Annotated in this window: 27 protein-coding genes and 1 pseudogene; 20 read left to right on the forward strand and 8 right to left on the reverse strand. The window is 43.2% G+C overall.

From position 1 onward, the window contains the following. Window positions 1-282: transposase (locus E0F88_RS30890; protein WP_181956071.1), on the forward strand; the 282-nt coding region annotated here is incomplete at its 5' end. 408 nt (window positions 283-690) lie between these two features. Then, window positions 691-2,358, forward strand: coding sequence for a competence protein CoiA family protein (locus E0F88_RS30895; protein ID WP_131962205.1), 1,668 nt, complete (start codon window positions 691-693; stop codon window positions 2,356-2,358). 30 nt (window positions 2,359-2,388) lie between these two features. Here the strand turns inward: E0F88_RS30895 and E0F88_RS30900 are convergent, their stop codons facing one another. Beyond that, window positions 2,389-3,066, reverse strand: a complete 678-nt coding sequence (locus E0F88_RS30900; RefSeq protein ID WP_131962207.1) for a DCL family protein — start codon at window positions 3,064-3,066, stop codon at window positions 2,389-2,391. A gap of 80 nt (window positions 3,067-3,146) precedes the next feature. After that, entirely contained in the window at window positions 3,147-3,842 is a 696-nt protein-coding gene (locus E0F88_RS30905) for a recombinase family protein (protein ID WP_165940198.1), read from the reverse strand. A 521-nt stretch (window positions 3,843-4,363) separates the two neighbouring features. On the opposite strand from E0F88_RS30905, the gene E0F88_RS30910 reads away from it, so the two are divergent. Beyond that, entirely contained in the window at window positions 4,364-4,954 is a 591-nt protein-coding gene (locus tag E0F88_RS30910; RefSeq protein WP_131962211.1) for a hypothetical protein, read from the forward strand. A gap of 241 nt (window positions 4,955-5,195) precedes the next feature. Further along, on the forward strand, window positions 5,196-5,561 hold the full coding sequence (locus E0F88_RS34930; RefSeq protein WP_131962354.1) for a DUF2490 domain-containing protein: 366 nt from the start codon (window positions 5,196-5,198) through the stop codon (window positions 5,559-5,561). On the opposite strand, the gene E0F88_RS30920 is transcribed toward E0F88_RS34930, so the two are convergent. From E0F88_RS30920 to E0F88_RS30940, 5 genes are all read right to left on the reverse strand, one after another. Continuing rightward, window positions 5,545-5,811, reverse strand: a complete 267-nt coding sequence (locus tag E0F88_RS30920; protein ID WP_131962213.1) for a hypothetical protein — start codon at window positions 5,809-5,811, stop codon at window positions 5,545-5,547. The two genes, E0F88_RS34930 and E0F88_RS30920, sit on opposite strands and share 17 nt — an antisense overlap. A gap of 99 nt (window positions 5,812-5,910) precedes the next feature. Beyond that, window positions 5,911-7,014: an efflux RND transporter periplasmic adaptor subunit gene (locus E0F88_RS30925; protein ID WP_131962215.1), complete on the reverse strand. Its 1,104-nt coding sequence runs from the start codon at window positions 7,012-7,014 to the stop codon at window positions 5,911-5,913. Continuing rightward, entirely contained in the window at window positions 7,011-10,202 is a 3,192-nt protein-coding gene (locus tag E0F88_RS30930) for an efflux RND transporter permease subunit (RefSeq protein WP_131962217.1), read from the reverse strand. Before E0F88_RS30930 ends, E0F88_RS30925 begins: the two co-directional genes overlap by 4 nt. A 24-nt stretch (window positions 10,203-10,226) precedes the next feature. Further along, a complete protein-coding gene (locus E0F88_RS30935; protein ID WP_131962219.1) occupies window positions 10,227-11,603 on the reverse strand; it encodes a TolC family protein in 1,377 nt (458 codons plus the stop codon). Beyond that, window positions 11,600-12,019, reverse strand: a complete 420-nt coding sequence (locus E0F88_RS30940; RefSeq protein ID WP_165940199.1) for a response regulator — start codon at window positions 12,017-12,019, stop codon at window positions 11,600-11,602. The genes E0F88_RS30935 and E0F88_RS30940 overlap by 4 nt, the downstream gene beginning before the upstream one ends. 153 nt (window positions 12,020-12,172) lie before the next feature. Between E0F88_RS30940 and E0F88_RS30945 the strand changes: the two genes are divergently transcribed. Genes E0F88_RS30945 through E0F88_RS30955 form a run of 3 tightly spaced genes read left to right on the forward strand, consistent with a single transcriptional unit; the run spans window position 12,173 to window position 14,635 of the window. Next, the gene (locus tag E0F88_RS30945; RefSeq protein WP_131962223.1) at window positions 12,173-12,850 is read left to right on the forward strand and encodes a response regulator transcription factor; all 678 of its coding nucleotides are present in this window, start codon (window positions 12,173-12,175) and stop codon (window positions 12,848-12,850) included. Further along, the gene (locus E0F88_RS30950) at window positions 12,847-14,217 is read left to right on the forward strand and encodes a HAMP domain-containing sensor histidine kinase (RefSeq protein WP_131962225.1); all 1,371 of its coding nucleotides are present in this window, start codon (window positions 12,847-12,849) and stop codon (window positions 14,215-14,217) included. The genes E0F88_RS30945 and E0F88_RS30950 overlap by 4 nt, the downstream gene beginning before the upstream one ends. A 31-nt stretch (window positions 14,218-14,248) precedes the next feature. Further along, complete coding sequence (locus E0F88_RS30955; protein WP_131962227.1) at window positions 14,249-14,635, forward strand: YidH family protein; 387 nt, start codon at window positions 14,249-14,251, stop codon at window positions 14,633-14,635. A gap of 15 nt (window positions 14,636-14,650) precedes the next feature. On the opposite strand, the pseudogene E0F88_RS30960 reads toward E0F88_RS30955, so the two are convergent. Next, window positions 14,651-14,800: pseudogene (locus E0F88_RS30960) on the reverse strand (helix-turn-helix domain-containing protein); the annotation flags it as partial. 152 nt (window positions 14,801-14,952) lie between these two features. Here E0F88_RS30960 and E0F88_RS30965 point away from each other — a divergent pair. The 13 genes from E0F88_RS30965 (at window position 14,953) to E0F88_RS31025 (ending at window position 26,272) form a co-directional block, all read left to right on the forward strand. Continuing rightward, complete coding sequence (locus E0F88_RS30965; RefSeq protein WP_220466407.1) at window positions 14,953-15,597, forward strand: Crp/Fnr family transcriptional regulator; 645 nt, start codon at window positions 14,953-14,955, stop codon at window positions 15,595-15,597. A gap of 112 nt (window positions 15,598-15,709) precedes the next feature. Further along, window positions 15,710-16,582, forward strand: a complete 873-nt coding sequence (locus E0F88_RS30970; protein ID WP_131962229.1) for an AraC family transcriptional regulator — start codon at window positions 15,710-15,712, stop codon at window positions 16,580-16,582. A 96-nt stretch (window positions 16,583-16,678) separates the two neighbouring features. After that, a complete protein-coding gene (locus tag E0F88_RS30975; RefSeq protein ID WP_131962231.1) occupies window positions 16,679-18,547 on the forward strand; it encodes a cytochrome c oxidase subunit I in 1,869 nt (622 codons plus the stop codon). A 174-nt stretch (window positions 18,548-18,721) separates the two neighbouring features. Next, entirely contained in the window at window positions 18,722-19,516 is a 795-nt protein-coding gene (locus E0F88_RS30980; protein WP_131962233.1) for a sulfite exporter TauE/SafE family protein, read from the forward strand. A gap of 9 nt (window positions 19,517-19,525) precedes the next feature. Then, window positions 19,526-19,975 (forward strand): methyltransferase family protein, encoded by a 450-nt coding sequence (locus E0F88_RS30985; protein ID WP_131962235.1) that lies wholly within the window; start codon window positions 19,526-19,528, stop codon window positions 19,973-19,975. A gap of 28 nt (window positions 19,976-20,003) precedes the next feature. Next, window positions 20,004-20,561, forward strand: a complete 558-nt coding sequence (locus tag E0F88_RS30990) for a YeeE/YedE family protein (RefSeq protein ID WP_131962237.1) — start codon at window positions 20,004-20,006, stop codon at window positions 20,559-20,561. A 4-nt stretch (window positions 20,562-20,565) separates the two neighbouring features. Continuing rightward, window positions 20,566-20,979, forward strand: coding sequence for a DUF6691 family protein (locus E0F88_RS30995; protein ID WP_131962239.1), 414 nt, complete (start codon window positions 20,566-20,568; stop codon window positions 20,977-20,979). A gap of 131 nt (window positions 20,980-21,110) precedes the next feature. Next, the gene (locus E0F88_RS31000; RefSeq protein WP_131962241.1) at window positions 21,111-21,317 is read left to right on the forward strand and encodes a YgaP family membrane protein; all 207 of its coding nucleotides are present in this window, start codon (window positions 21,111-21,113) and stop codon (window positions 21,315-21,317) included. A gap of 4 nt (window positions 21,318-21,321) precedes the next feature. Further along, complete coding sequence (locus tag E0F88_RS31005) at window positions 21,322-22,530, forward strand: NAD(P)/FAD-dependent oxidoreductase (RefSeq protein WP_131962243.1); 1,209 nt, start codon at window positions 21,322-21,324, stop codon at window positions 22,528-22,530. Between the two features lie 17 nt (window positions 22,531-22,547). Continuing rightward, window positions 22,548-23,912: an MBL fold metallo-hydrolase gene (locus E0F88_RS31010; RefSeq protein WP_131962245.1), complete on the forward strand. Its 1,365-nt coding sequence runs from the start codon at window positions 22,548-22,550 to the stop codon at window positions 23,910-23,912. A 7-nt stretch (window positions 23,913-23,919) separates the two neighbouring features. Next, window positions 23,920-24,309, forward strand: coding sequence for a YidH family protein (locus E0F88_RS31015; RefSeq protein WP_131962247.1), 390 nt, complete (start codon window positions 23,920-23,922; stop codon window positions 24,307-24,309). A 33-nt stretch (window positions 24,310-24,342) separates the two neighbouring features. After that, window positions 24,343-25,767, forward strand: a complete 1,425-nt coding sequence (locus E0F88_RS31020) for a bifunctional metallophosphatase/5'-nucleotidase (protein ID WP_131962249.1) — start codon at window positions 24,343-24,345, stop codon at window positions 25,765-25,767. A gap of 64 nt (window positions 25,768-25,831) precedes the next feature. After that, complete coding sequence (locus tag E0F88_RS31025; RefSeq protein ID WP_131962251.1) at window positions 25,832-26,272, forward strand: hypothetical protein; 441 nt, start codon at window positions 25,832-25,834, stop codon at window positions 26,270-26,272. The last annotated feature ends 77 nt before the right edge of the window (window positions 26,273-26,349 follow it).

The raw sequence follows: 26,349 nt of genomic DNA on the forward strand, positions 1-26,349 counted from the left end.
AACCAAAAGTCTCTTTTTATAGCCGACGGTGCGAAAGCTCATAAAGACGAACTTTTTGATGCCAACAAATTAGTATTTAAAAAATTGCCGCCCGCTTGTCCTGAACTAAATCCTATTGAAAGATTTTTCAAGGAAGTGCGGAGGTATCTGAAAAACAAAGTTTTTGACAGCCTAGAACTCGCACAACAAAAAATTCAGAAAGTAGTAGAGAACATTTCAGAATCCATTGACAACGTGATTTCACTTACTTGTTTTCCCTATATCAGAAATACGTCTATTTAAATTGGATTTAGTATTAGATCAAAGTTCACAAATCTACTAAACCTTAACTTCTACAGAATAGCTCAGCAACTTGAGACAAATATATTTTTTCTAAGAGTTACCTATATATGCACCCGTAGTAGAGAACATTTCAGAATCCATTGACAACGTGATTTCACTTACTTGTTTTCCCTATATCAGAAATACGTCTATTTAAATTGGATTTAGTATGACAAAGTCTACATGGAATAATTTAGTAGGTATGGGAGCAAATATAAGTTCTATCGGTTCATTAGTTTTGTCATTGGGTCAGTTAATTAATCCATAAACTGTGCCGATTTAAAATACCTACATAAAAACCGCTGCATAGTGGATTGCACTTGAAAGCATGATTAGCGGCGGAAGTGGCCAGAAACGAACAGAAGTTCTATGAATGAACAAAACCAACATGACGACCATTCATATGCATTAAATCTTCTAGACGAGCTCCAGCATATTTCACAGGTAGAGCGAGGCCGTAAGGGCTATTTTTGTCCGGGCTGCCGCCAAAGGATGATAGCCAGAAAAGGAGATATCAAGATTCACCATTTCGCTCATGATCCGCAAGATGTTGAGCGCAGGGGAAAGTGTTCCTATTCTGATGAAACAATCAGACACAAACTTGGCAAAGAGATTCTCCAACACCTGAAACATGTAAAAGTACCCTCACTTAGGAAATATCCGGCTGATGGGCAAAGTGGGGGAGTTCAGATCATTCGTGAGTCTTGGACTGTGGAAGCAGATTCCGTAGCGGTTGAAATGCCTTTTTATGAGAATGAAGAGGGAAAGATTGTCTGGGGTAGAGATCTTGATTGGAAGACTGACTCAGGTAAATTTTTACAGATTCAACCCGATGTCACATTCTTTGATGAAACAGGGAAACCGATTCTTTTGATAGAATTAGTCGCCACTCATAAAATCAGTGAGGACAAATATTTAAAGATCAGAAATCTGGGCATTGATACCATCCAGGTGAGTTTACCCACCGGACCATCTCCTGAAATAGAAGAAACCTTCCATAAAACCGCCCGCACAAAATGGGTCTACAACTATGAGCGAGAAAATACCGAATACCAACATGTTCCCCCTAGAGCTGGCCAGGATATATCACTTGGTGATGAATTCGAGAAAGGACTTGCCAACTTTGAAAGGACTTACGAATGCAAAGCTTTTGAACTTAAAGAAGCTATACGGCGATTTAGAAGATATTTGGAATCAGAACAATTACAAGCACTAGAGAATCAATCAACAAAAAAATACGACGAACTGAGAGAAATACAACAGCACATCGAAAGCAATGGCGAGAATTACAGGAAACAATTGACGGAGAGGTCTCAGCAGGATTTGAATCAGAGAGAGCAAGACTTGACAAGATTGAAGCTAAGTTTATTCTCGAAGGAAGAGAATTTGAAAAAACAAACGAAGATCTGGAGGGACGATATAAATTCAAAGATCAAAGCCTTGGATACGAAGAAAGTACTTATCGAGCAACAAGCCAAGACGAGATTGACGACATTGCAGAGCGAATTCGAGAATTGGGAGCAAACCCAGAACCTCTATCAGATAGAATTGCAAAACTCCGAGCAGAAGAAGAACGATATGGACAATCAATTGAATCCAAAGAGGTTGATATTGATGGAAAAACAGACGCTACTACAGAAGAAATCTCAGCAATTGACAGCCAAATCGTCGCAGTTGAGATCGAAACGTCAAGATTACCAGATGAATATGCAGAAATTGAAAAACGAGTCAGAGCTGAGAATGAATCAAGAGAAAACAGCTTTCGATCAGAACTTGCAAAATCTGAACAAGACCTTAGAGCAAAATTTGACAGAGACCGAGAACTCTCTATTGGAGCAATTAAGGATAGAGATATCGGAAGAACACCAAGACTCAACAGAAAAATTAAAGGAATTACTGAAGCAGGGGGATTACTCGACCTTATCCCTCTTACAGCGGAACTTGAAAGAAAATTGCGAAAAGTTAGAAGCGAATTTGATCAGGGATCTTACAAGGAATGGATATAGACTTGAAGATTTTCTTAATAAAATGAAGTAACGGTCTTATGTATTGACTTTACCTTAATTGTCAAAGAGGTGTACTAGTCTTTGCATGGGACAAATTACCCAGCGGGGATAAGAGCCTCAGTTTTGCATTTTTTTCATGAAACTCGCAAAAGCTCTCCTTCAAGTATTTATCGGTTAGTTCAGCCAGAAGCTGGTTGTCGGCCGGCTGGGATATAATTTCATTTATCCTTACGTCGTCTAAGCTATGCATTTGTATAAATGTTGAAACTAACTGATCAAAGGTAGGCTCATGATGATCCACATGGCTGTGTCCGTAATAGAGTGATTCTGATGTAAACGGACATTTCATCTGAGGATTTTCGGCAAGTTGAGCTAACTTGAAGGAATTCAGCTGCGGCTCGATCGCTGCCCTGAATGCCTGTTTCAGATCCCTTAACGGATTTTTCTTTGTTATGTTGGAAAGTATATATGATATATCGGTATCGGATCCATCCACTCTGACAAGTTTAAAACCGCGGTATTTACCATAAAGGGGTTCTATAACCCTGATGATGCTTTGCAAACCGCAACCTTCTTTCATATCGAACTCAACATGCATTTTTTTGAAGTAGTCATACATAAAGGCTGAATCCGGTCCTGTCACTGGTTCGTTTAAAGTGCCTGAATATAAGATATCCTTTGCATAGGCTTCCAACAGCTTTTTTGTTTTGAATTCCAATCCACTGATAATGTAGGTCATTTTAAAAGGAAGCTAAATTTGAAAGATATAAGGTAAGCTACTGTTCGTAAATGGTTATTCTGTACCGTAACTAGTTTTGTCTAATCAGGTAATTGCGATGTCTCGGTTTTAATTAACTTTTTAATCCTTTGCACTGTGTCGGCAGATATTCCGTATATCTTGGCCACTTTTCGTATACTGATTCCCAATTGTAAATCCTTTGCTGCTTTGGAATATTTTCGCAGCAGCTGCGCTTCCGTATAGAGAGGTCCGAATTTTCTGCCAAACTTCTGTCCGTTTCTTTTGGCTAACTGGATGCCACTGATCACCCGTTCAACGTGGGTTTCTTTTTCCTGCCGGGCCATATCCGCCGTAATAGAAAAAATCATTGAGGCAGCCGGGTTTAGCTTACCATTGGGTAAGAGCGTTTCTATGTTAAATTGATGGATATAAAGAGAAATTTTAAGACTTGTTAACTGCTCTAATACCTGGTGTGTCTGTGAGGGTCTTCTCCCCAGGCGTGAGACTTCGGACACAAGGACTTTTTTTAACTTGCCAAGCCTAGCCGCTTCCATCAGTTGGGTGATGCCACCACGGTCTTCATTACTTTTGCTTCCGGAAATTTTCTCCGAGATCACACCAGTTACTGTCCAACCTTGTTTAATAGCGTAAGCAGTCAAGTCATCAATCTGGCGCTGATAGTTTTGGACGTTTTTTGAGACGCGCGTAAAAATAATCGCTAGAGGCGAGAGGTGCGACACGTCGCCTTTTTGAGATTTTGCTTCCAGAACTTTCATGGACATGAAGATAAGAAGGTGTACCGAAATAAACTAATGTTTAAATCGGTACATTTTTTGCATTTATAAATCATGAAGGAAACCGTCAAAAACCCTATTTTGATGTGGATACTTTAAATCGGTACAGTTTCGCTAATTTTAGCTACTAGGGTAACTTTGCTCGAAATACTAGTTCTCGATTTTGAAGTTCCAACTCAGTTAGAATTACTAAAAATGTCGGCAGGCCATATCATGCAAAATTGCGTCTTTCTGGTAAATGTTTCAGCAAGAAAACATATGGGATTAAAGTTGTTTTATGGGTTCTGGATAACCAGTACGCTGATATGATACATTTTACTATTTAAATCGGACAATCCAAGTTTTGAACCCGTCCTGAAAAGTGCTGCCCGTTTTAGTATTAGCTAGATAAAGTCTTTTTGAGCCGTACTTCATTTCTTGAACATGTTTATGGGTAAATGCGTGTGGTACGTAGTTTTTAGTAGTTAACATAAGAATTGAACCTTATTGTCCGAATTATTCGCATGATTAGCACAGAATTTCATAGTAAACTCCTTTTTGGTCTAGCCACCTGGTTTCTATGTACGCCTTGCCTAGGGCAACAAAAATATGAGCGAGAGTTCGGGATAAAGCCAAATGCTGTTCCTGAAATGGCAGTAGAGTTTGTATCCTCGGTGTTTAAAAAGTCTAAAATCCATTGGTATGGCGAGCAGAGCCTGACGGGAAAGTCAATAGAAGCTAAATTGAAATATTCCGGCAAACGCTATAGTATCGAGTTCGATGAATCCGGACATATCCAGGATGTTGAAATAATATCGAGTATTAGTAAAATGAATTCAAGTGGGCAGGCAAAACTGAAAGACTCCCTAAGCATATCCTTCTCACATTACAAAATCGTCAAGACCCAAGTGCATTGGCAAGGACCCGAGCGCATCTTAAAAGAATCTTTGCTTGAAAACATGGCTGTAAAAGGTGTTCTGGTCCGTTATGAAATTATATTAAAAGGGTTTCGCGACAGGATTGAGCGCTATTTTGAAGTACTTTCTGAAAATGACGGGACAGTCGTTAGCATTAAGGAAATTGTACAACGCAACACTGACAACTTGATTTATTGATGTAAAAACCCTTCTTGGTTGTTTTTTGTTCGTTGTAACTGGTGTTAGTGTATTTGGTCAGGCAAGTTACAAGACTGGCTCGATTGCCCAAATTAATGTCAACGTTAGGATTGCAGAAAATTGGAAGCTGAATACGAAATTGGAGGCAAGGCAAATTTTTCGTGAAAAGCAGCCCGAAGCGTCCCTGATTTAAGCAGTTAAAATATGAAAAAACTGATCTAGTTGGGTTCTTACCAAAAAGATTTCGGCGGATAATTCAAGAGGAGGGGGATACTTCGCCAGGTTGGAAGACGGCAATTTTACACATCGCCTCATACAACAGTTTAGCAACGTAAAAGACCTGGAAGTATTCATTAACGCGCACAGGATAGTCCTAGATGAGACGTTTAGTTCTGGAACTCCGCCAGAATTTAGGCTTCGGTACCGCTTTGGTGCAGAAACACCACTGAACGGCCGACAGATTGACCCAAGGGAATTTTATGGGAAAGTCAATAACGAATATCTAGGCCTTTTGGCCAGACAAGAAGCAGATTTGGAAATCCGGGCATCACTTGCCCGGGGATACAATGTTACCGATGATAATAACCCGTTTACAAAAATGATTTAGAGCAAGTGGAAAGTTCATCAATCAACTGGTCGACTTGATTACAAAACTCTTTTTCATCAATTGCATCGTTTTTTTTAAGAAGTATTAACCAATCAAGATCCTTTTCAATCTGTCTTCGACTTCTTTTTCTTTGGTGGGTTATTTGACTGTACTTTTTTTGGCTTAATTCCGAACTATGACAATAAATTGCTTGAGATACAAGAATTGCAGCCCCTAAAGCAATCATTATTAATAGGATCAGAAGTATCATTTCTGAAGTACGTTTTCAAACGTTTCGAATTGCTATGATGAAATTGAATCTCTAAATATGGATTTTTTATCGGAACCTTTTCCTGCCTAACTTTTACAATCATTTCATCGCTATTTTAGTCCCGCTTTTAAGATCATTACGCGGATTGGTAACAATCTTATCACCAACACGAAGATTTCCGAAAACTTCTGTCATTGTATCAGACTGTTGACCAGGCTTGATTTCAACGTATTCTGCCAATCCATTTTGTACCCGTACCACATATTGGCTTTCGGTTGAAGTCAGAATAGCTGAAGTAGGAACGGCCAACGCTCCATTGGTACCATCGGAAGCCATGCTGATTTCAGCAAACATGCCCGGTTTCAGTATACCGTCATTGTTTTTCACATCAATTTCAACGGTTTCTGATCGGAATTTTTCATTCATATTCCCAGAGCGCCGGCTGATTTTTCCAGTAAATTTCTTTCCTGGCATTGCGTTTACTTCGAAGGTAACCGCCTTCCCATTTTTAACACCCAGACTGTAAGTCTCGGGAATGTCAACCACAAGCCTTAGGTGGTTTTGTTGTTGAAGCATCAGCATCGGACCGGCTAATCGTACACCTGATCCAACCAATGCACCCGGATGAACGTTCCGTTCGGTAATGACCCCATCAAATGGCGCTCGGACTACCAGGTAGGATTTTATTTTGGTCAATGCCCCGAAATTTGCCTGCTCACCCATGGCTGCAGCGCTGTCAGCCATCATTTTTGCGTTGGCACTTTCCAGATCCAGGGCCGAGACAGAACCAGTAATTTTACTTCCTGAGACCAGCCTTCGGTAATGTTCTTTACTGCCTACCAGCATGGCTTGAGCTTTGAGATAGTTGGAACGGGCAGCTATTAATTGCTCCTCTGTTTCCGGCGCTTCAAGTACCATCAGGACCTGACCTTTATGCACATTAGATCCTCTGTCTACCAGCACTTTTTCAACAAAACCATCCGCTTTTGGATAAATGCTGACTTCCTGAAAGGGAAGGAATTCTCCGGGTAACTGGATTTCCTCTCCAACTTTCTGGCTTGAAACTGTGCCAAACTGATAGGTTGGGACAAATTTAATTTTCTTATCTTTTGATGTGGCTTCGGCTGATTCCGATGAGGAACAGGACGATAAAACAGTAAGGCTTAAAGCCAAAGACAAGCCGCTATATAGTATGTTTTTCATGAGTGGATGATTGGATCTGTATGGGAAATACCATTGGAATGTTCAATAAACTGGGATGCATTAACCTGATCAGGTAAAAGCGATGGGTCTTCAAAAGTGGTTTTACCTTGCAGCCAAACATAAACCTGTGGTACAATATAAAGTGCGGCTAGCGTCGAAGCGATTAATCCGCCTATAACCGCGCGGCCCAACGGCGCTACCTGTTCGCCTGCTTCTCCGCTCCCTAATGCCATAGGCACCATACCGGCAATCATAGCGAAACTGGTCATGAGCACGGGGCGAAGGCGAAGGCCGGCACTATCCAAGGCAGCACGGCGTACATCGCGGTACTCCCAGCGAAGGCGCTCGGCGTTGGTAACGATCAGGATTGCATTGGCAACGGAGATACCCGTCGACATAATAATGCCCATGTAGGATTGTAGGTTCAACGTACTTCCTGTCAAAAGAAGGATTGCGATCGAGCCCACAATAACGGCTGGAACTGTTGAAAGTATGACCAACGACAATTTCAGCGATTGATAGTTGGCTGCCAGCAGCAGGAAAATGACGACAATCGCAATGCCTAGCCCTAGTTGTAAACTATCGAGTGTTTCAGTCAGCAGCGAGGACATTCCTTTCACCTGTGTTACTAATCCTTTAGGTGCTTCACCCAGACCGGCAATTACTTTCTCGACGGATTTCGTAGCGGTTCCTAAATCTGTGTGGTGAAGATTTGCTGAAACAGTTACGAAACGCCGTGGGCCAATACGGGCATATTCACCGGGAAGTGTGTCAATGGACAAAGTCGCTACGTCGGCTAGCACTGGACGGACCTGCCCCGCTACCAGCGGGATTTCCTGTAACTGAGAAAGGTTGCGCATGGCAAATTCAGGTATCTGCACCTGGACCTGATAGGTGTAAGCTGCCTTCGCGTCAAGCCACTGGTTTTTTTCTGTAAAACGGCTGGATGAGGTGGATGCAGTAATCGAGCGCGCTGTCTGCTCTAAACTGAGTCCCATGACAGCTAATTTTTGTCGGTCCAGTTTGATATTAATGACCGGAAATTTTAGCGGCTGTACGATACGCACATCGCGAAGATTACTAACCTGTGACAAACCATGTACCAGTTTGTTGGCATAGGTTTCGATCTGTTTCATATCCCGTCCTGCCACCTGCACTTCGATCGGGGTGAAAGCGCCGCCGCTCATTAGTTTTTCAGTCAGGTCGGCGGGCTCAAAAGACAATGTGGCATCGGGCATCTGTTCTTTTACGGCATCGCGGATCCTTTCTTTTAAATCCTGCATATTCGTATGATACTCACTATCAAGCCCCACTTTGATGACCGCGTCATTAGAACCACTGGTGCTCACATATAGGTTTGTAGTTGCGTAATTGGTTGGTACAACACCCACATAAGCGGAAGAAATAGCCAGGTGGCCATTCGCTGCCTGATCGACTATGGTTATCAACTCACTTACTTTTTCTTCTGTTCTTTCCAACCGCGTTCCGTCAGGGGTTTTTAGCCGGATCACCATCTGCCCGGAATTTAATTGGGGAAGCATATCCTTTCCAATCAACATAAAACCCGCTGCTGCCAAAGCGAAGATCACTACCAGATATACCACCACGATCAGGCGGTTACTGCGCAGTAACCTTCGGTTCTGGCCCATGAAACTTTCACGGATGCGGTCGAAAAAGGAAGCGGGTTTAGGGGTATCATTTGTTTGGGTGTGCCCTGAATGGTCTTTCAGCATCCAGTTAGCCAGGATGGGTACCAGGCTTTGGGCAAGAAAATAGGATACGGTCATGGCAAAACCGATCGATAGAGAAAGCGGAAGAAACATAGCCCTGGGCACGCCGCTCATGATAAAGGAAGGCGCAAATACAGCTATGATACAAAGCAAGATCAGTAAGAGGGGCAAGGCAACTTCCTGACAAGCATCGTAAATGGCCTGCTTTTTGGGTTTGCCCATTTCCAGATGCTGGTGGATATTTTCAATGGTCACCGTTGCCTGATCGACGAGCACTCCGATGGCAAGGGCCAATCCGGACAATGTCATGATATTGATGGTCTGTCCGGCAAGGCTTAAAAACAGCACGGCTGCAATGATTGAAATCGGAATTGTTACAATTACAATAACCGATGAGCGCCAGTCGCCCAGAAAGAGCAGAACCATTAAACCCGTTAAAATAGCGCCCAAACCTCCTTCAAAAAGAAGGCTTTTTACGGCATTTATCACGAAGATTGACTGATCGAATTCGTAATTTACTTCAATGTCATCCGGTAGCAAACTGCGCATTTCAGGAAGTTTGGCTTTTAAGGCAGTAACCACGTCCCAGGTAGAAGCGTCCGCTGTTTTAACGACTGGTATATAAGAAGACCGGCTTCCGTTCACAATCGCATAACCGGCCGTAACATCTGATCCGTCCAGGATATTTGCCAGATCTTTTAAGAAAACGGTCCGGTGTCCATCGGTCGTAACGGGTATCTGACCGAAATCAGCGACCTGTTCTTCCAGTGAATTCAGGGTTGTGATGTAAGATGTATTGCCCACACGTATGTTACCCGAAGGCGTCGTGGCATTGTTAGCCGCAAGGGCTTCAACCACTTCATCGGGTGATATGTTTAAACTGCGCGCTTTCTGTGGATCCAGGTTGATCACCACCGTCCTGGCATTGGTACCAATTGGAGGCGGTGCAGTCAGGCCAGGTACCGTTGAAAACAGAGGCCGGATTCTGGTCACGGCCAACTCGTGAATTTCTTTTAGGGAGCGCGTCTTACTGCTGAATACCAGGTCACCAATGGGTACCGAGGAAGCATCATAGCGGACGACCTGCGGAGGCAATGCACCGGGCGGAAAGAATTTCATGGCCCTGTTGACCTGAATGGCGACTTCGGCAGAAGCCTGGGCCATGTCGCTGCCTTCGTAAAAAGCCAGTTTTACAACGGTTAATCCCTGCACACTCCGGCTGGAAATTTCCTTTATTCCACCAATGTACAGAAACTGGTCCTGCATACGGGTAGCAAAAAAGCCCTCCATTTGTGCAGGGGACATCCCGCCATACGGCTCGATGACATAAATCACCGGTGAGTTAAGTCGCGGGAAAATGTCAATGGGTATCCTTGTCGCAGACATGACCGAGAAAACGATCAGCCCGGCTACTAGTACCAGGATTGAAATTGGCCGTTTTAATGAGGTTGATAACATAAATCTAGTTGGTATAGGAATTTATTAGCGACGGAAAAGCGCAAAAAAATCGTCAAAATTACTGGTTGCATATGCGCGTTGCAGACGGACATCGACTGCGCTGCGCTGGATATTCACGGATTGTTTTTCCACGGTAGTCAGCAGTTGCAATGCATCAGTTAAGCCCAGAATATTTTCTATCCCGTTGTTATACAGTGAAAGCCGCTGTTGATAGGCTCGTTCAGCCGAGTTCAGGGCAGTTGGCAATTCCATTAATGCTAGCCGGACTGTTGCCATCACCGAGTCAGAGGTAGTGAGCGTATTTTGCAGCTGAATTTGCTGTGTTTCTAATAGACTGCGGGCTTGTTTGACCCGCCATTGTTGCAATTGAGTCCGGTTTTTTATCCGGTGGAAGTCTGTCAGGTTTACAGTTGCTGCTACGCCCACCAAAAAATTTGTCCTGCTGTATCCAAAACCTGAGCCAATCGGGCCAAAATTATTGTCTATATCAAGGCTCGTTCCGCGCGCCCATGCTGAGGTAAGCACCGACACCCTGGGCAATGCCGATTTTCGGATCAATTCGACTTCTGTATTTTGTCGGTTTACCAGATTACTACGGTAACGCAGCAGCGGATGATCAGCGTTGAGTTTAATATCAAAAGGCTGCATCAAAAGAGCCTGCTGCTGAAAAGTTGTATCAATCTCCAACCCTTTTACAGGCCGGCCGGTCAGGGTAGCGAGTTGGATAAAAGCCCGCTGGAGTTCCTGTTGCATCTGGAAATAATTAAGCTTAGCGCGAGAGTATTCCACGGTGGCCAGTGAAGAATCCAGTCCAGGACGTATTCCATTATGTACCAGATTGATAATAATCCTGCGAACTGTATCGACTCGCGCCAGGTTTCGCTCCTCGATTTTAAGGGTTTGTCTGAGCCAGAGCAGATCCAGATACGTATTGATGACGGTTTGACGGATGCCAAATTTTTCATTTTCAACGGCAGATTCGCCCACAATAATATCTGCACGGGCCAGCCGGTCTTCAGCCTGAAAACGTCCGAAATTAAACACCTCCCAATCGGCCGTCGCCAAGGCAATGTTGCCTGAGGCCAGATCCATGCTGTTTTCTGACCGCCGTCCTCCAGAAGTCGGAACAATGAGCCCCATCGAAAAATAAGAACCTGAAAGCCCGTTAGCTGTACCCACATTGATCTGATCATGCAAACGAACATTGGGCAGCCGGTTGTCCTTAATAACCTGGGCATTCTCGCGAACCGCTTCCAGCGCCGACTGCGCAGCCGATAGTGAAGGGTAGTTAGACAAAGTTGTTTTAACAGCTTCTTCCAGACTCAAAACCTGCCCGAATAGTGCATATGGAGATATTAAAACGATTAAAACACCGATCAAACGGCGCGATATATTTGTCATGATTGAATTGAAATTTTCTTTGCAAAATGAATAGCACGGTCCAGGACAAAAGTCCAATCGCCATGAAATGCCGGTTTTGATAGGTAGCCTGTTACCCCAGCTTTGTAAGCCTGACCAATCGCGCTGGGAGATTGTGAGCCAGATAAAATAACAACGGGCAAATTCGATGAAAAAGGAACTGCACGAACCTGACGTAATATTTCAATACCACTTAGAGATGGCATTGTCAAATCAAGAAAGACGAGACTGGTTGCTACTTGTCGATTCTTATGTAATTCGAACATAAAATTTTCTCCATTCGCGCAACGTCTTACAATGCAGTTAGAATGGGTTTGTTTTACTGCCATTTCAAAGAAAAGTGCATCATCATCGTCATCATCTACCAGATACACAGTCCATTCAGCGTTAAGTGTCATAAGCGTTGGCATCAAAGTCCAAAGTAAATACCGATCTGATTAGAGGGTAGTTAGAGGGTTATTAAAATGTGATTAGAAGGCCAGCTTTAAGCAGGTGTTCCATCTGGGTTGCTTAATTTTACCCGGTGAAGTGTATGAGACCGGTAAAATGCTATGAATGTTTTAGTCGTTGAAGATGATGTCGAATTAACTCAGTTCATTCAAAAGGGACTGCTTTCTGAAGGAGTTGCGGTTTCGGTCGCCTTCGACGGCGTTATTGGCCGTAGTATGGTCAATGAGCACCGGTTTGATGTGGTCATCCTGGATGTAAACCTTCCGGGCATGAATGGTTTTGACCTTTGCCGCTTTATTAAGGAGAACTGGCCCGCAATTCCTGTTATTATGCTCACCGCGCTGGGCAGCCTGGATAACAAGGTATTAGGATTTGAGGCCGGTGCAGACGATTATTTATCAAAACCCTTTGCTTTTAAAGAGCTGTTGTTCCGTCTGAAAGCGTTGGCAAGAAGACACCCGTCCCGGGCTCCCATGGCCAAAAGGCTGGAATTGCTGGACCTTGAAATTGAGACTGATTCTCATAAGGTATGGAGGGCAGGAGAGCGGATTGAACTGACGGCACGTGAATATGCGCTGCTTGAATATCTGATGATTAATCAAGGAAAGGTAATGAATAGGATAGACCTGCTGGAAAATGTATGGGATGTACATTTTAATACCAACACCAATGTTGTTGATGTGTATGTGAATTATCTCCGTAGAAAAATCGACCGTTCAGAACCCCGACTGCTTCACACCGTTTTTGGTGTTGGTTATATGATCGGCGCAGAACCATGAGCATCAAGCGCAGGATAACAATCGGCTTCGGTGTTTTGGTGGCCACTTTACTGCTATTGTTCTCTGTTTTTATCTATCAGAACTACGAGTCTTACCGCAGGTCTCTGATGAGAAACCGGCTGCAAAGACGTGCATTGGCCGGGCAGCTCTATTTTAAAGATCGACTTGAGTTTCATCGTTCAAGCTATCTGACACTTCCCGATCAGCACGAGTGGTTGATCGACGAAAAAAATAAGCTGATTTACCAATCGTCTGGTGCCAATGATTTTGAGTTAACCAAAAATCTGCTTGCAGAAGCTCGTAAAAAAGAGGTTTATTTTCAGTATAAAGCCGAACCCTGGGGTTCAGCGAAGGAAGGTGTTACGCTGTCCTTCAAAATTGAGGGAACACAATATGTTTCTGTGGTTACCGCCTATGATCTGACCGGCAGACAAGCCAACGAAAGCCTGCTTTTTATCCTGATTTCCGGGAACGTGATTATGCTGGTCATTGTAGCTTTTGCGGGATTTTGGTTTGCCAGAAGGGCTTTGAGGCCATTTGATGGGCTAATAGGACAAATGAACCCGGCCGCTGTCAATGATTTTTCATTTCGTCTTTCTACGCAGTCCAAAGACGATGAAGCGGCTTATCTAGCGAGTTCGTTTAACGAATTACTAGCCCGTTTGCAAACCTTGGCGATGAGCCAGGAGCATTTTGTTTCGTACGCTTCGCACGAAATCCGTACCCCCTTAACGGTAGTGAAAGGTGTTTTAGAAACTTCGCTGGCTTATGATCAGAGCCTGGCAGACACAAAACAAAGCATGGGAAAAGCACTTGTGCGCCTGGAAGGGGCCATCAATCTGGCGAACTCGCTTTTGCACCTGGCAGAAGTAGAAGGTTTGCAGTCAGGGCAATTCAAGGAAGATATCAATATTGTCGATACGATATTGGATACGATCACTTATTTTGGTGAAAAGCATCCCGACCAGCATATTGAACTGCAACTAACCGATAGTTTTACCGAAAATACTTCGTCAATAAGGATACTGGGAAATTCAACGCTGCTCCGTACCGTCCTTAACAATATTCTGGAAAACGCCAGCAAGTATTCTTTAAATAAACCTGTTGAACTTATCGTAGATTTCGACCTAAATCTGGTGATGATGAAAGTGATCGACCAGGGGATTGGCATTCCTGCTACGCAGCTTGAAGATGTATTTCTGCCCATGATGCGGGCTGCCAATGTGGGCAGTCTTCCGGGCTTTGGGCTCGGGCTTACCATAGCCAAGAAAATTATTGATATGCACCAGGGACAACTTACAGTTGATTCTGCAGCTGGTAAGGGTACTACGGTTTGCATATTTTTGCCTACTTTATCTCTATCCTAACTTAAGTTACAATCAGTGCTACGTTTGTTTTATGTATCAAAATGAAAATTCACCTTTTAAGCCAGCTGATCACCTAGCCAATGAAAGGACTTATCTGGCCTGGATAAGGACAGGGATCGGGATTATGGCATTTGGCTTTGTGGTGGTAAAATTCTCTTTGTTTGTTAAACAAATAGGTCTGGCGCTGGGCACTAAAGTGAATACTCCCTCGCACGGTTATTCTGCTATCATTGGGATTGTGCTGGTAGCAATGGGCGTTCTGGCTATTTTGTTTTCTTTCTGGCAATACCGAAAGACAGACCAGCAGCTCAGAAGCAGCACTTACCAGCCGTCCAATGTTCTGACTACCGTTCTAACGGGCATGATTTTACTGATCAGTATAGTATTGATTGTATATCTTATCCAAAGCGTAATTTGAGCGTTGACATTAGATTTATTTCAAGGAATGCCACTGGATACTATTTCTAAGCAACCCGATCTTTTTATCCTGTTCCATTTTTTTTAGTAATCTTGATACGACCTCCCGTGATGTATTGAGGTCATTGGCAATTTCCTGATGGGTGATTGACAAAATATTGGTCTTACTACCTTAAAACTGATTTTTCAGGTAGAACCCTAATCTTTCCTCCAGAGATGATTTGAATGTACGTTCCCTAATCGTTATTGAATTTACTTTTGACAATTTTGTTATAATAGACATTTATCTAATGAATTGCGAAAGTTAATATTCCATTTATGAGTCCAAAAACTGATATCACATACTATCTAGAAACGTTTTTCAAATCTTTCGAGCCTGAACTAAAGGCCAAAATCGCGTCTGCTGGAACTCTGAGGAGCATTCCAGCAGGAGAAATCATCATGCGAACCGGTCAGTATATCAAACATACTGTCCTGATTGCTGATGGACGAGTTAAGCTTTACCGGGAAGGTACAGATGGAGAGGAAGCGTTTATCTACTACCTGGAACAAGGCAATGCGTGTGCATTATCGATGATTTGTGCGACCAAGCAGGAGTCCAGCCAAATTATGGCCAAAGCCGTGGAAGATACGATGGTGATTATGATCCCCATCCAATTGATGGATGAATTAATGAAGACCTACCGAAGCTGGTACTATTTCGTAATTGAAAATTACAGGTCACGCTTTGAAGAACTTTTAACAGTGCTGGACAGTGTCATCTTTAAAGGCATGGATGAGCGTCTGGATTTTTATCTAAGAAATCAGTTCAAAAATAGTGGTGTCAAGGAGCTACCAATTACGCACCTTGAAATTGCCAACGACCTGAATACTTCCAGAGAAGTGATCTCCCGACTTCTCAAAAAGATGGAGCAAAATAAAAAGATCAAACTTTTCCGAAACCATATTGCCTGGGTTGAATAGTGCCCAGGTTTACAAAAATATCGCCCAGTGTGATAAAAGTCACTGACTATATCGGATGTTCAGGCGATATTTCGTCTTATCACAATCCGGCTGAAAAGCACATAGATAAGACATGGATATCCATAAAATTAAATTGCCGATATTTTGCCTGAGTATGTACCCTTCAAGCGGGGAAAATGAGCCGTTTTACATGATCAGGCTTGAAGAATTGTCAAAGAGGGTAAAAGGTGTTGATCACCCACATTCACACTCTTTTTATATGCTGATGATTGTCATAAAGGGTTCGGGTAAACATTTTATTGACCTTCACACGTATGACATACACAAAAATCAAATGTACTTGCTAAGTCCTGCACAAGTCCATACTTGGGAGCTAAGTGAGGATATCGAGGGGTTTGTTCTATTTTTTGAGTCCAATTTCCTGATGACCCAATATCCGGATAGGCTTTATAGTTATCCGTTTTTTCATTCACAAGGACAGTCCTCACTCATCGATGTATCCGGACATCCCGAGCTGTTCTTATCTCTGTTTCAACAAGCTTATGACGAATACATAAATTATCAGCCGCAGCGAAATCAAGTCGTATTATCATATTTCAATATACTTCTTGAAAAGGCGAACCGTCTCTATCTAATTCAATTCCCGGACCACTCCGGCAAGCAAGAACATACGCTTGTGCAACGATATGAACAGGAAATCAACCGACATTATTTGCACCATAAGGAAGTTATGTTTTATGCGGATCTTCTTGGGATAACACCTAATCATCTGAATTTTCTCTGCAAAAACGTGCTGAATAAAACCGCAAGCCAGCTGATCTATGAGCGGATCGGCATTGAAGCCCAGCGCTTACTGGGACACACAGGGGCAACAATCAAAGAAGTGGCCACAGCCCTTAATTTTGAAGACTCCTCGTACTTTAACCGGTTTTTTAAAAAGCAGTTCGGGATTTCTCCTTCCGAATTCAAACAAGTATTATGGTAATCGTTGATCCGTACCGATGATGCCCCGATTTGGCTATATGAACCGAATTTGCCAGCAGATAAATTTGGGGTTGTTAGTTCACAGTCCGGAATATCTATGGAAAATCACGATAACGTCATTGTCACCCCTGAAAAACCAGTTGACCATTCAGATCACAAGCAGGGGTTTTGGACAAAGTACATTTTTAGTACAGACCACAAAGTAATCGCAAAACAATTTCTTTTTTCAGGAATCTTTTGGGCGTTAATCGGTGGCGGTGCATCCATGGTCATCCGGTTGCAATTAGGTTTTCCAACAATGAACCTTGGGTGGCTCAGGCCTATCTTAGGGAAATGGATTAATGATGGTGGAAAGCTAGATCCTTCCATGTATCTGGGCCTTGTCACCATGCACGGGGCAATCATGATGTTTTTTGTTTTGACCGCCGGGTTAAGCGGGACATTCAGTAATCTTTTGATCCCCCTTCAGATCGGTGCACGCGACATGGCTTCCGGGTTTATGAACATGCTTTCGTATTGGTTTTTCTTTGCGGCCAGCGTGGTTCTTTTTTCTTCGTTTTTTCTGGAAACAGGACCTGCAATGGGAGGGTGGACTGTTTATCCTCCTTTGAGCGCTGTTCCGGAAGCGATATCAGGTTCGGGAATGGGGATGACCCTTTACCTATTGTCCTTTGCCCTGTTTGTTATATCGACGCTTCTTGGAGGTATTAATTACATCACAACTGTAATTAATATGAGAACCAGGGGAATGTCTTTTAATAGATTACCGCTGACTATCTGGTCATTTTTAATTACGGCCGTAATCGGGGTAATGTCGTTCCCTGTTCTTTTATCGGCATTTTTACTGCTCTTCATGGATAGGAGCTTTGGTACCAGCTTTTTTCTTTCAGACATCTATATAAACGGCCAGGCCTTGCCCAATGTCGGCGGTTCGCCAATCCTGTACCAGCATTTATTCTGGTTTCTGGGCCATCCAGAGGTCTACATCATTTTTTTGCCTGCCCTTGGGCTTACTTCCGACATCATTGCTACCAACTCGCGCAAACCCATTTTTGGTTACCGCGCCATGATCGCCTCGATGATGGCAATTATGTTTTTATCCTTCATTGTTTGGGCGCATCACATGTTTGTGACTGGCATGAACCCTTTTTTAGGTTCGGTCTTTATGTTCCTGACGCTGATCATCGCAGTACCATCTGCGGTGAAAGGTTTCAACTATATTACGACCTTATGGAGAGGTAATATCATTTTCACGCCAGCTATGCTTTTTTCGATTGGAATGGTTTCGTTCCTTTTTTCCGGAGGTGTTACCGGGGCAATACTGGGAAACTCGGCATTGGATATCCAGCTTCACGATACATATTTTGTCGTGGCCCATTTTCACCTGATCATGGGGTCGGCATCCTTTTTTGGAATGATGGCCGGTATCTACCACTGGTTTCCCAAGATGTTTGGGCGGATGATGAACCCTGTTCTGGGCTATATACACTTCTGGGTAACCTTTGTGGGGGTATACATGACATTTATTCCTATGCATTACCTTGGAATTGCAGGATTTCCACGCCGGTATTACGCATTTACAAGTTATGACTTTACAACAAAATTTGTGGATATGAATGCTTTTATCAGTGTTGCGGCCATTCTGACTTTTTCAGCGCAATTTATATTTCTCTTTAATTTCATTAGAAGCATTTTCTATGGAAAAAAGGCAGCACTTAATCCGTGGAATTCCAATACACTGGAATGGACAACACCATTGGTGCCAGGTCATGGAAACTGGCCAGGCAAAATCCCATTCGTGTACCGTTGGCCCTACGATTACAGCAAACCGGGCGCGATAGAAGATTTCATTCCTCAAAATATTCCCTATTCCCAGACACTTGCATCCAATTTCCCTCATGAGAATGAGCTGATAGCAACCGAGGAGCCATTGATAACCAACTTTGTCGTCAAGGAACAATCCTAGTTAGTCAGGTCTGTTTTTTTGTCTTTATATCCGAAGCGCAGCATCGTCGTTGCCTTCGGATATTTTCGTTTTTAGGCCGTATCTCTTGATCACTGATAAGAAAGACGACTATGTGACAAAAGTCACTTTCTGACAAAATTGAAAGTGCTTGCTTTGTAAGGTTAATATGGAAAAATGGAAATTTTAGCTTACATAGCGTCAGCGCTTATTGGTATTTCGCTTGGTCTGATCGGTGGCGGTGGTTCCATTTTGACAGTCCCAGTCCTGGTCTACATGTTTGGGATCTCACCACTTTTATCAACATCATATTCTTTGTTCATTGTTGGCTCGACTAGCTTAATAGGGGCCTTCAACAATTATAAAAAAGGGGCAGTCAGTGTGCGCACTGCACTCTTATTTGGTGCATCTTCGATAACGACGGTGTTCCTTACACGGAAATTTCTGATTCCCCTGATCCCAAAACAGCTTTTTACAATAGGCGGTTTTCAGATTACAGAACCTATTTTAACGATGGTGCTGTTTGCCCTGTTGATGATGGCTGCCTCCTTTGGTATGATTAGAAATGATGCAAAGGTCACAGATCAATCTGAAGGCAAAGGGAACAATTATCTTAAACTGTTTGTGTTCGGTATTGGTATTGGGCTTACAACGGGTTTACTTGGCGCAGGAGGTGGCTTCCTGCTGATCCCAACACTGGTGCTTTTTTTAGGTATGCCCATGAAAAAGGCCGTAGGCACTTCGCTTTTGATTATAGCCTTGAACTCTTTGATTGGTTTTGTAGGGGATATCGGGCATTTTACAATCGACTGGCCATTCCTTTTAAAAATTACGGGTATTGCTGTTGCTGGCATCATGCTTGGCGGGGTGCTTGGAAAACATGTTAACTCAGACCAGCTTAAAAAAGGGTTTGGTTGGTTCATTCTGGTGATGGGAATCTATATTATAACTCATGAGATCATAGCACTGTAAACTGCACATATGAGAAAAAGAAAAGATATCCTTTTTGTAGGAACACAGCTCGTCTTATTCGGCTTATATGCCTTCGCTCCCTCTTTCAGCCATTTTCCAGTTAATAGGATCCTAAAATTCGCTGGGGTATTGACGGCCATATCAGGGGTGGTCATAATACTGGTTTCCATATTTCAAATCAGGCGGAGTCTGACCCCTTTTCCTTCACCAGTCAGGAACGGGGAGCTTATTACAACGGGACTCTACAAATACATAAGGCATCCCATCTATTCGGGCATTATCCTGGCCGCGGCAGGATATGGTTTGCAAGCAGGTGACACATCTAAAATTGTAATCAGCGGGCTTCTTTTACTGCTTTTTTACTTTAAATCACAGTACGAGGAAAAAATGCTGATGGCCTTTTATAATGATTACAAGCAATACCGCAGCCACACTTACCGGTTTTTTCCATTTTTATAACACCCCATTCTCCAAACATTAAAACGATATGTTAGAATTCATAAGACAGCCATGGCCATGGTATATATCTGGCTTTGCAATCAGTTTGATCATGGTCATGCTGTTATATTTCGGAAAATCGTTCGGCTTTTCATCTAATTTGAGAACCATCTGCACCATGTCGGGAGCAGGCAAGAAAGTGAAATTCTTTGATTTTGACTGGCGTAAAGAAATTTGGAACCTTCTGTTTTTGGTAGGCTCTGTTATTGGGGGATTTATCGTTTCTCAGTGGTTAAGCAATCCTGGACAGCTCCAATTATCAGAAGCTACCATCAGTGATTTAAGTAACCTTGGGATCCAATTCGATGGCGGTCTTAATCCTTCCCAGCTGTTTGGGAAAGATTTTGCAACATCGCCAAAAGGCTTTCTAATCCTTTTAATTGGTGGGGCCTTAGTGGGCTTTGGTTCCCGGTATGCGGGCGGTTGTACCTCCGGACATGCCATTAGTGGGTTGTCCAATTTACAGGTGCCTTCACTTATAGCCGTAATTGGTTTCTTTATAGGGGGCCTGGTGATGACGTATTTTTTCTTCCCTTTAATTTTTTGATGCAATGAAAGGCTTAAAATTTATTTTGACGGGTATTCTCTTTGGTGTGGTCATGGCCAAATCGGAGGCTGTTTCCTGGTACAGGATCCAGGAAATGTTCCGTTTTCAATCGTTTCAGATGTATGGTATTATTGGGACTGCTGTCGTATTGGGCTCCCTTTCAGTATTTCTCATCAAGAAATTCAGCGTTCGTGATTTCAGCGGTGAGCCTATTAAATTTCAGGATAAGGATAGAAGCTGGCCCCGTTACCTAATCGGCGGTTCCATATTCGGGCTGGGCTGGGCATTAACAGGCGCGTGCCCTGGGCCTATGTTTGTCAATTTAGGATACGGGTACTGGCCAATGCTCATTGTCATTTTGGGTGCATTGGGCGGTACTTACTTTTATGGGGTAGTTAAGCGTTGGTTACCTCATTAAGTCTGATGTGGTCGGGTCAGGGTTTTATAATATTTTATTATTTTAAAATTATATCGGCTTATGTGACATAAGTCACTGTGCCCGTAGGGCGCTGTCAGTAGCTTTGGTTTATTAAACTAAACCAGACAACTATGAAAGCGAATATGGGAATACTTGACCGGGTCTTACGCATACTGATCGCAGTATCCATTGTGATCCTTTATTACACCCATATCATTTCTGGTACGGTAGCCATTGTGCTGCTGGTGGTTGCCGGGATTTTTATCCTGACAAGCTTCGTGAGCTTTTGTCCTCTCTATTACACTTTCGGACTCCGTACAAACAAAACAACCAGGTAATTTTATGAAAAATCACTTTCAGATTTTGATTGTAGGAGGTGGAAATGGCGGGATTTCAGTCGCTGCACAGCTCTTGAATCAGGATAGCAAACTCGATATTGGCATTATTGATCCATCCGAAAAACATTATTACCAGCCGGCCTGGACATTGGTCGGTGGCGGCGCATATGATATAGATAAAACTGTCAGGCAGGAGGCGGATTGTGTTCCTAAGCAGGCGCAACTGATAAAGGACAGAGTAGTGTCTTTTGAGCCGGATCAAAATGCGATCACTTGCCTGGGTGGTGGGCGGATCACTTACGACTATCTGATAGTGGCTCCGGGTATCCAGCTTGATTGGGATAAAATCAAAGGTCTCAGGGAAAACCTGGGACAGTATGGAGTTTGCAGCAATTATACTTTTGAATCTGCCCCCTACACCTGGCAAACGCTTAGCTCAATAAAGCGCCCTTGCAAGGCCATATTCACAGCTCCGAATACGCCTATTAAATGTGGTGGTGCCCCACAAAAAATCATGTACCTAGCCTCGGATTATTTAAGAAAACAGGGGCTGCTCTCAGATTCAGAAGTCCATTTTTACAGTGGTGGCAGTGTAATATTCGGAGTGAAAAAATATGCTGATGTATTAAACCGGGTGGTTAGCAATTACGGTATCCAAACCCATTTCAATTACAACTTGGTTGAAATTGACGGGCCTGGCCAACTGGCCCATTTTGAAACAAAAAATGCAGATGGGCTCGCGCATCGCATTACACAAGCATTTGATATGCTGCATGTGACCCCACCCCAATCAGCACCCGACTTTATTAAAAATAGTCCTCTAACCCTCAAAGATAACCCGCTTGGATGGGTAGATCTTAATAAGGACACGATGCAGCATAACCGTTACAAGAATATTTTCGGTTTAGGTGATGCTGGAAGCACGCCTAATTCTAAGACCGGCGCAGCCATACGTAAACAAGCGCCAGTGCTTGTCAAAAATCTTATTCACGTAATGGAAGGCAAATCTTTGGACCAGGTCTATAACGGGTATGGTTCTTGCCCGCTGGTTACTGGTTATGGCAAACTAGTACTTGCCGAATTTGATTACAATAACAATCCAATGGAAACCTTTCCATTTGACCAGGGCAAAGAGAGATATAGCATGTGGCTGTTAAAGACCAAGGTGCTTCCGTGGCTTTACTGGAACAAAATTCTTAAAGGAACAGCTTAATTATAAAATGATTGCATATGAAGGTTCAACAGTTTGAAGATAAATTCCTGGCACATTACAGCTATGCCATATTAAGTGAATGTGAAAGCAAAGTAGCGTTGATTGATCCCGGGCGTAACCCCGAACAGTATTATGAATTTGCAAAACAGCATGGCGCGCAAATTATTGCAGTCATAGAAACGCATTCACATGCCGATTTTGTTAGCAGCCATTTGGAAATTGCCCAGACTACGGGTGCGGCAATTTATGCAAGCGCAAAAATAGGAGCTGCATATAGCTTAACGCCTTTTGATGAAGGCCAGGATCTAATCCTGGGCAAGATTGTCTTAAAAGCCATCAACACACCTGGTCATTCCGATGATAGTATATCGGTGTTGCTCATCCACGATGGCCAACCCAAATATATATTTAGTGGTGACACGTTATTTATTGGAGATTGTGGCCGGCCTGATTTAAGAGAGTCTGGCGGGAATATGGACGCTCAGCGTGAAAAGCTGGCCGCTAAGATGTACCATTCTCTCCGCGAAAAACTGATGCCGTTGCCAGATGATGTGATTTTGTACCCGGCACATGGATCCGGTACATTGTGCGGAAAAGCGCTAAGCGATGCTAATAGTAGTACTATGGGTGAGCAAAAAGCAGAGAACTGGTCCCTTCAGCCGATGAGTGAGCAGGCCTTCGTCAGTGAGCTTACGACAGACCAGCCATTTATTCCGGCCTACTTCCCTTTTGATGTTGAGCTCAATAAAAAAGGTGCATTGCCATTTCAGGAAAGTGTCAGCAAAGTCAAAATGTTGTCATCGGTTTCAGACCAATCTAGTTTAGATCAGCATATATGGATCGTCGACAGCAGGCCACAAAAGGATTTCAAGCAAGGGCATCTTGCCAAATCGATCAACATCATGGACGGAACCAAGTTTGAAACCTGGCTGGGAAGCATGATTGACCCCAATGAGCAATTTTATCTCGTTGCAGCCGATACTGCTACACTGGAAAGACTTATAGCCCGGGCTGCATCCATTGGGTACGAAACAAACATCAAAGAGGCGTTCGTTGCAGATGATGGGCCAGAAACTATGCCTGTCCTGGACATTGATGATTTTAGTGAACATCAACAGAACTATACGATTGTCGATGTTAGAAACCCAACGGAAGTAGAGTCCAACAAAATTTTTGCTGATAGCATCGCCATTCCGTTGGCAGAATTAGAAGACCGGGTCGGTGAAATACCAATGGATAAACCCGTTGCTGTTCACTGCGCGGGCGGATACAGGAGCGCGATAGGCAGCTCATTGATTGCTTCACTAACAGGGGGTGCAAAGCCTGTTTATGACATAAGTGAGCATATTAAGGAGTTTGACAAGCAGCCAACGGAGCATTGAGCAATTAATGAATCAGGAGGCAAATAATAAAGAAAGACAAAATGCAGGTGATCATCTTGCCAATGAAAGGACGTTCCTTGCCTGGATCCGGACAAGTATTGGTATTATGGGCTTTGGGTTTGTTGTAGTTAAATTTTCCCTGTTCATCAGGCAGATATCGACTGCATTGGGGGAAAAGGCCCAAATTCACCCGACGGGCTATTCACCGGTGATCGGTGTTTTGCTTGTGGGTTTGGGTGCCTTGGCAACCTTGTTTGCTTATATCAGGTATTCGAATACTAAAAAGCAGCTGGAACAGGGACACTATCACCAATCATCTGTTTTAATCAAAATTGTGACTGCGATTATTTTCCTGGCCAGTATACTTTTAATGATCTATCTGGTAAAAACAACATGACCTGGCCAGTCGTGAAGCATTAAACATTAGAAAATGAAAATTTCAATTGCCTACATCAATGACGTGCATGGTTATTTGGAGCCGCACCAGGAAATATTCTTTGAAGGACGTGAAAAAAAAGTAGCCGTGGCCGGTGGTTACTCGCGCATATATTCCTTGATCCAGGAAATCAGAAGTAAAAATCCCAATACGCTTGTTTTTGATGGTGGAGATACCTTTCATGGCACTTTGCCGCTGATTGATTCAAAAGGTGAAGCAATCACTCCTATCCTGAACAAAATTGGTTTCCAGGCAATGGTGGGCCATTGGGATTTTGCCTACGGGCCCTCGCAGTTAAAAAAACTTCAAAGTTTGTTAAATCACCCGGTCTTGGGGATCAATGTATATAATAAGGATGGAAGCCTGTTTTTAGATCCATACATTATTTTGGAAATTGAAAATATAAAGGTGGCAGTGATTGGTGTTTGTTCTAATATTATAGACAAAACGATGCCCAAGCAGTTCAGCGAAGGGCTTTTAGTCACAGATGGAATCAAAGAATTGCCTGGTGCCATTGAAAGTGTCAGATCACTGGGTGCGGATATCGTTTTTCTACTTTCACATAATGGATATCCCCAGGACATTGATATGCTCGGGCAAATTCCGGGCATTGCCGTATGTCTGAGCGCGCATACGCATAACAGGTTGTATGAGGCCACCATCATCAATGAGACAATCCTGATCCAATGTGGTTGTCATGGTAGTTTTGTAGGGCAACTGGATATAGAAATCAATGATGGAAAAATTCAGGATTTCGATTATCAGCTGCTCACTGTCGATAATACCGTTCCTTTGGACGGTGGCATGGACCTGCTGATTGGTGAGATTATGGAGCCCTATGGGGAGTTGAATGAAGTTGTAGGGCGGACGACGATGCTGCTCGACCGATATAACACGTTGGAGTCGCCCATGGATGAGCTCCTTTTAAGATCACTGCAAGACGTCAGTGGTAGTGAAATTGCTTTTTCCAATGGGTGGCGGTACGGGGCTCCCATACCAACCGGCCCGATTACAAAAGGCGACCTGTATAATATGGTTCCGATGAACCCGGTGGTTTCAACGGTTGATTTGACCGGCGGAGAGATTTTTAAAATGTTGGAAGAAAACCTGGAAAGGACTTTTTGCATCGACCCGATGAAACAAATGGGGGGATATGTGAAAAGGTGCTGGAATATCCATGTTTACATGCGCATTGAAAATCCTAAAGGGCATCGGATACAGCAAATTTTCATAGGAGATCAGCCACTTGAACCAGGAAAAGTTTATAAAGCAGCCTTTATCACATCACAAGGTGTAGCTGAAGGGCTAGGTTCTAACCGTCAGGATTTAAAAATTAAAGCAGTCGCTGCAATGATTGACTATCTAAAAAAGAATCCTGAATTTGAACCAATAAAATCCAATTCTTTTTCGTTAATATGAACAAGTTCCCGTGTGCTGGCTATTAAGCAGTCTTAATTTTTTACCAGCCGCAAATGAATTCTTTATGATAAAGCAACAATCAATAAAATTTAAAGAACAAGCATGCACACCTGTCAGGGCGTTGCTATTCTTGTTTTTTACTTTGTTTTTGTTGTCGAACTGCCAGGTCAAAAAATCGCTGAGCGCGGCTCTTTTAAATCACCCAGTAGCAGGTCATTCAGCACCGGGAAGTGCAAAGGCACCTGCTGGCTCTGTGCAGATTTCTGAAAACGGGCTTTGCGCATCGGGTAAAAGTGCTGCTTATTCAGATCAAGATCTTCATATTAAAGCGGCCACTGATCTGGTGCCACCTGCATCAAGTTCGGTGCTATCCTACTTTCCATTATTACTATTTTTCGCAAGGTTTTTTGGTGATGCGCACGGTATTATTACCCATCGCATCAAAGTTCATCCTGCGGTAGGTAGAAGCCCCATTTATCTAAAAAACCGGTATCTTTTGATTTGAGCCTTCATATTCAGTCTGACTTTTAATTGGCATTAGTTAGTGCTTTTAAGCATTACTAACTGCCGTTACCATTTAAA

The sequence above is a fragment of the Dyadobacter psychrotolerans genome (genome assembly GCF_004349265.1).
Lineage (GTDB): Bacteria > Bacteroidota > Bacteroidia > Cytophagales > Spirosomataceae > Dyadobacter > Dyadobacter psychrotolerans.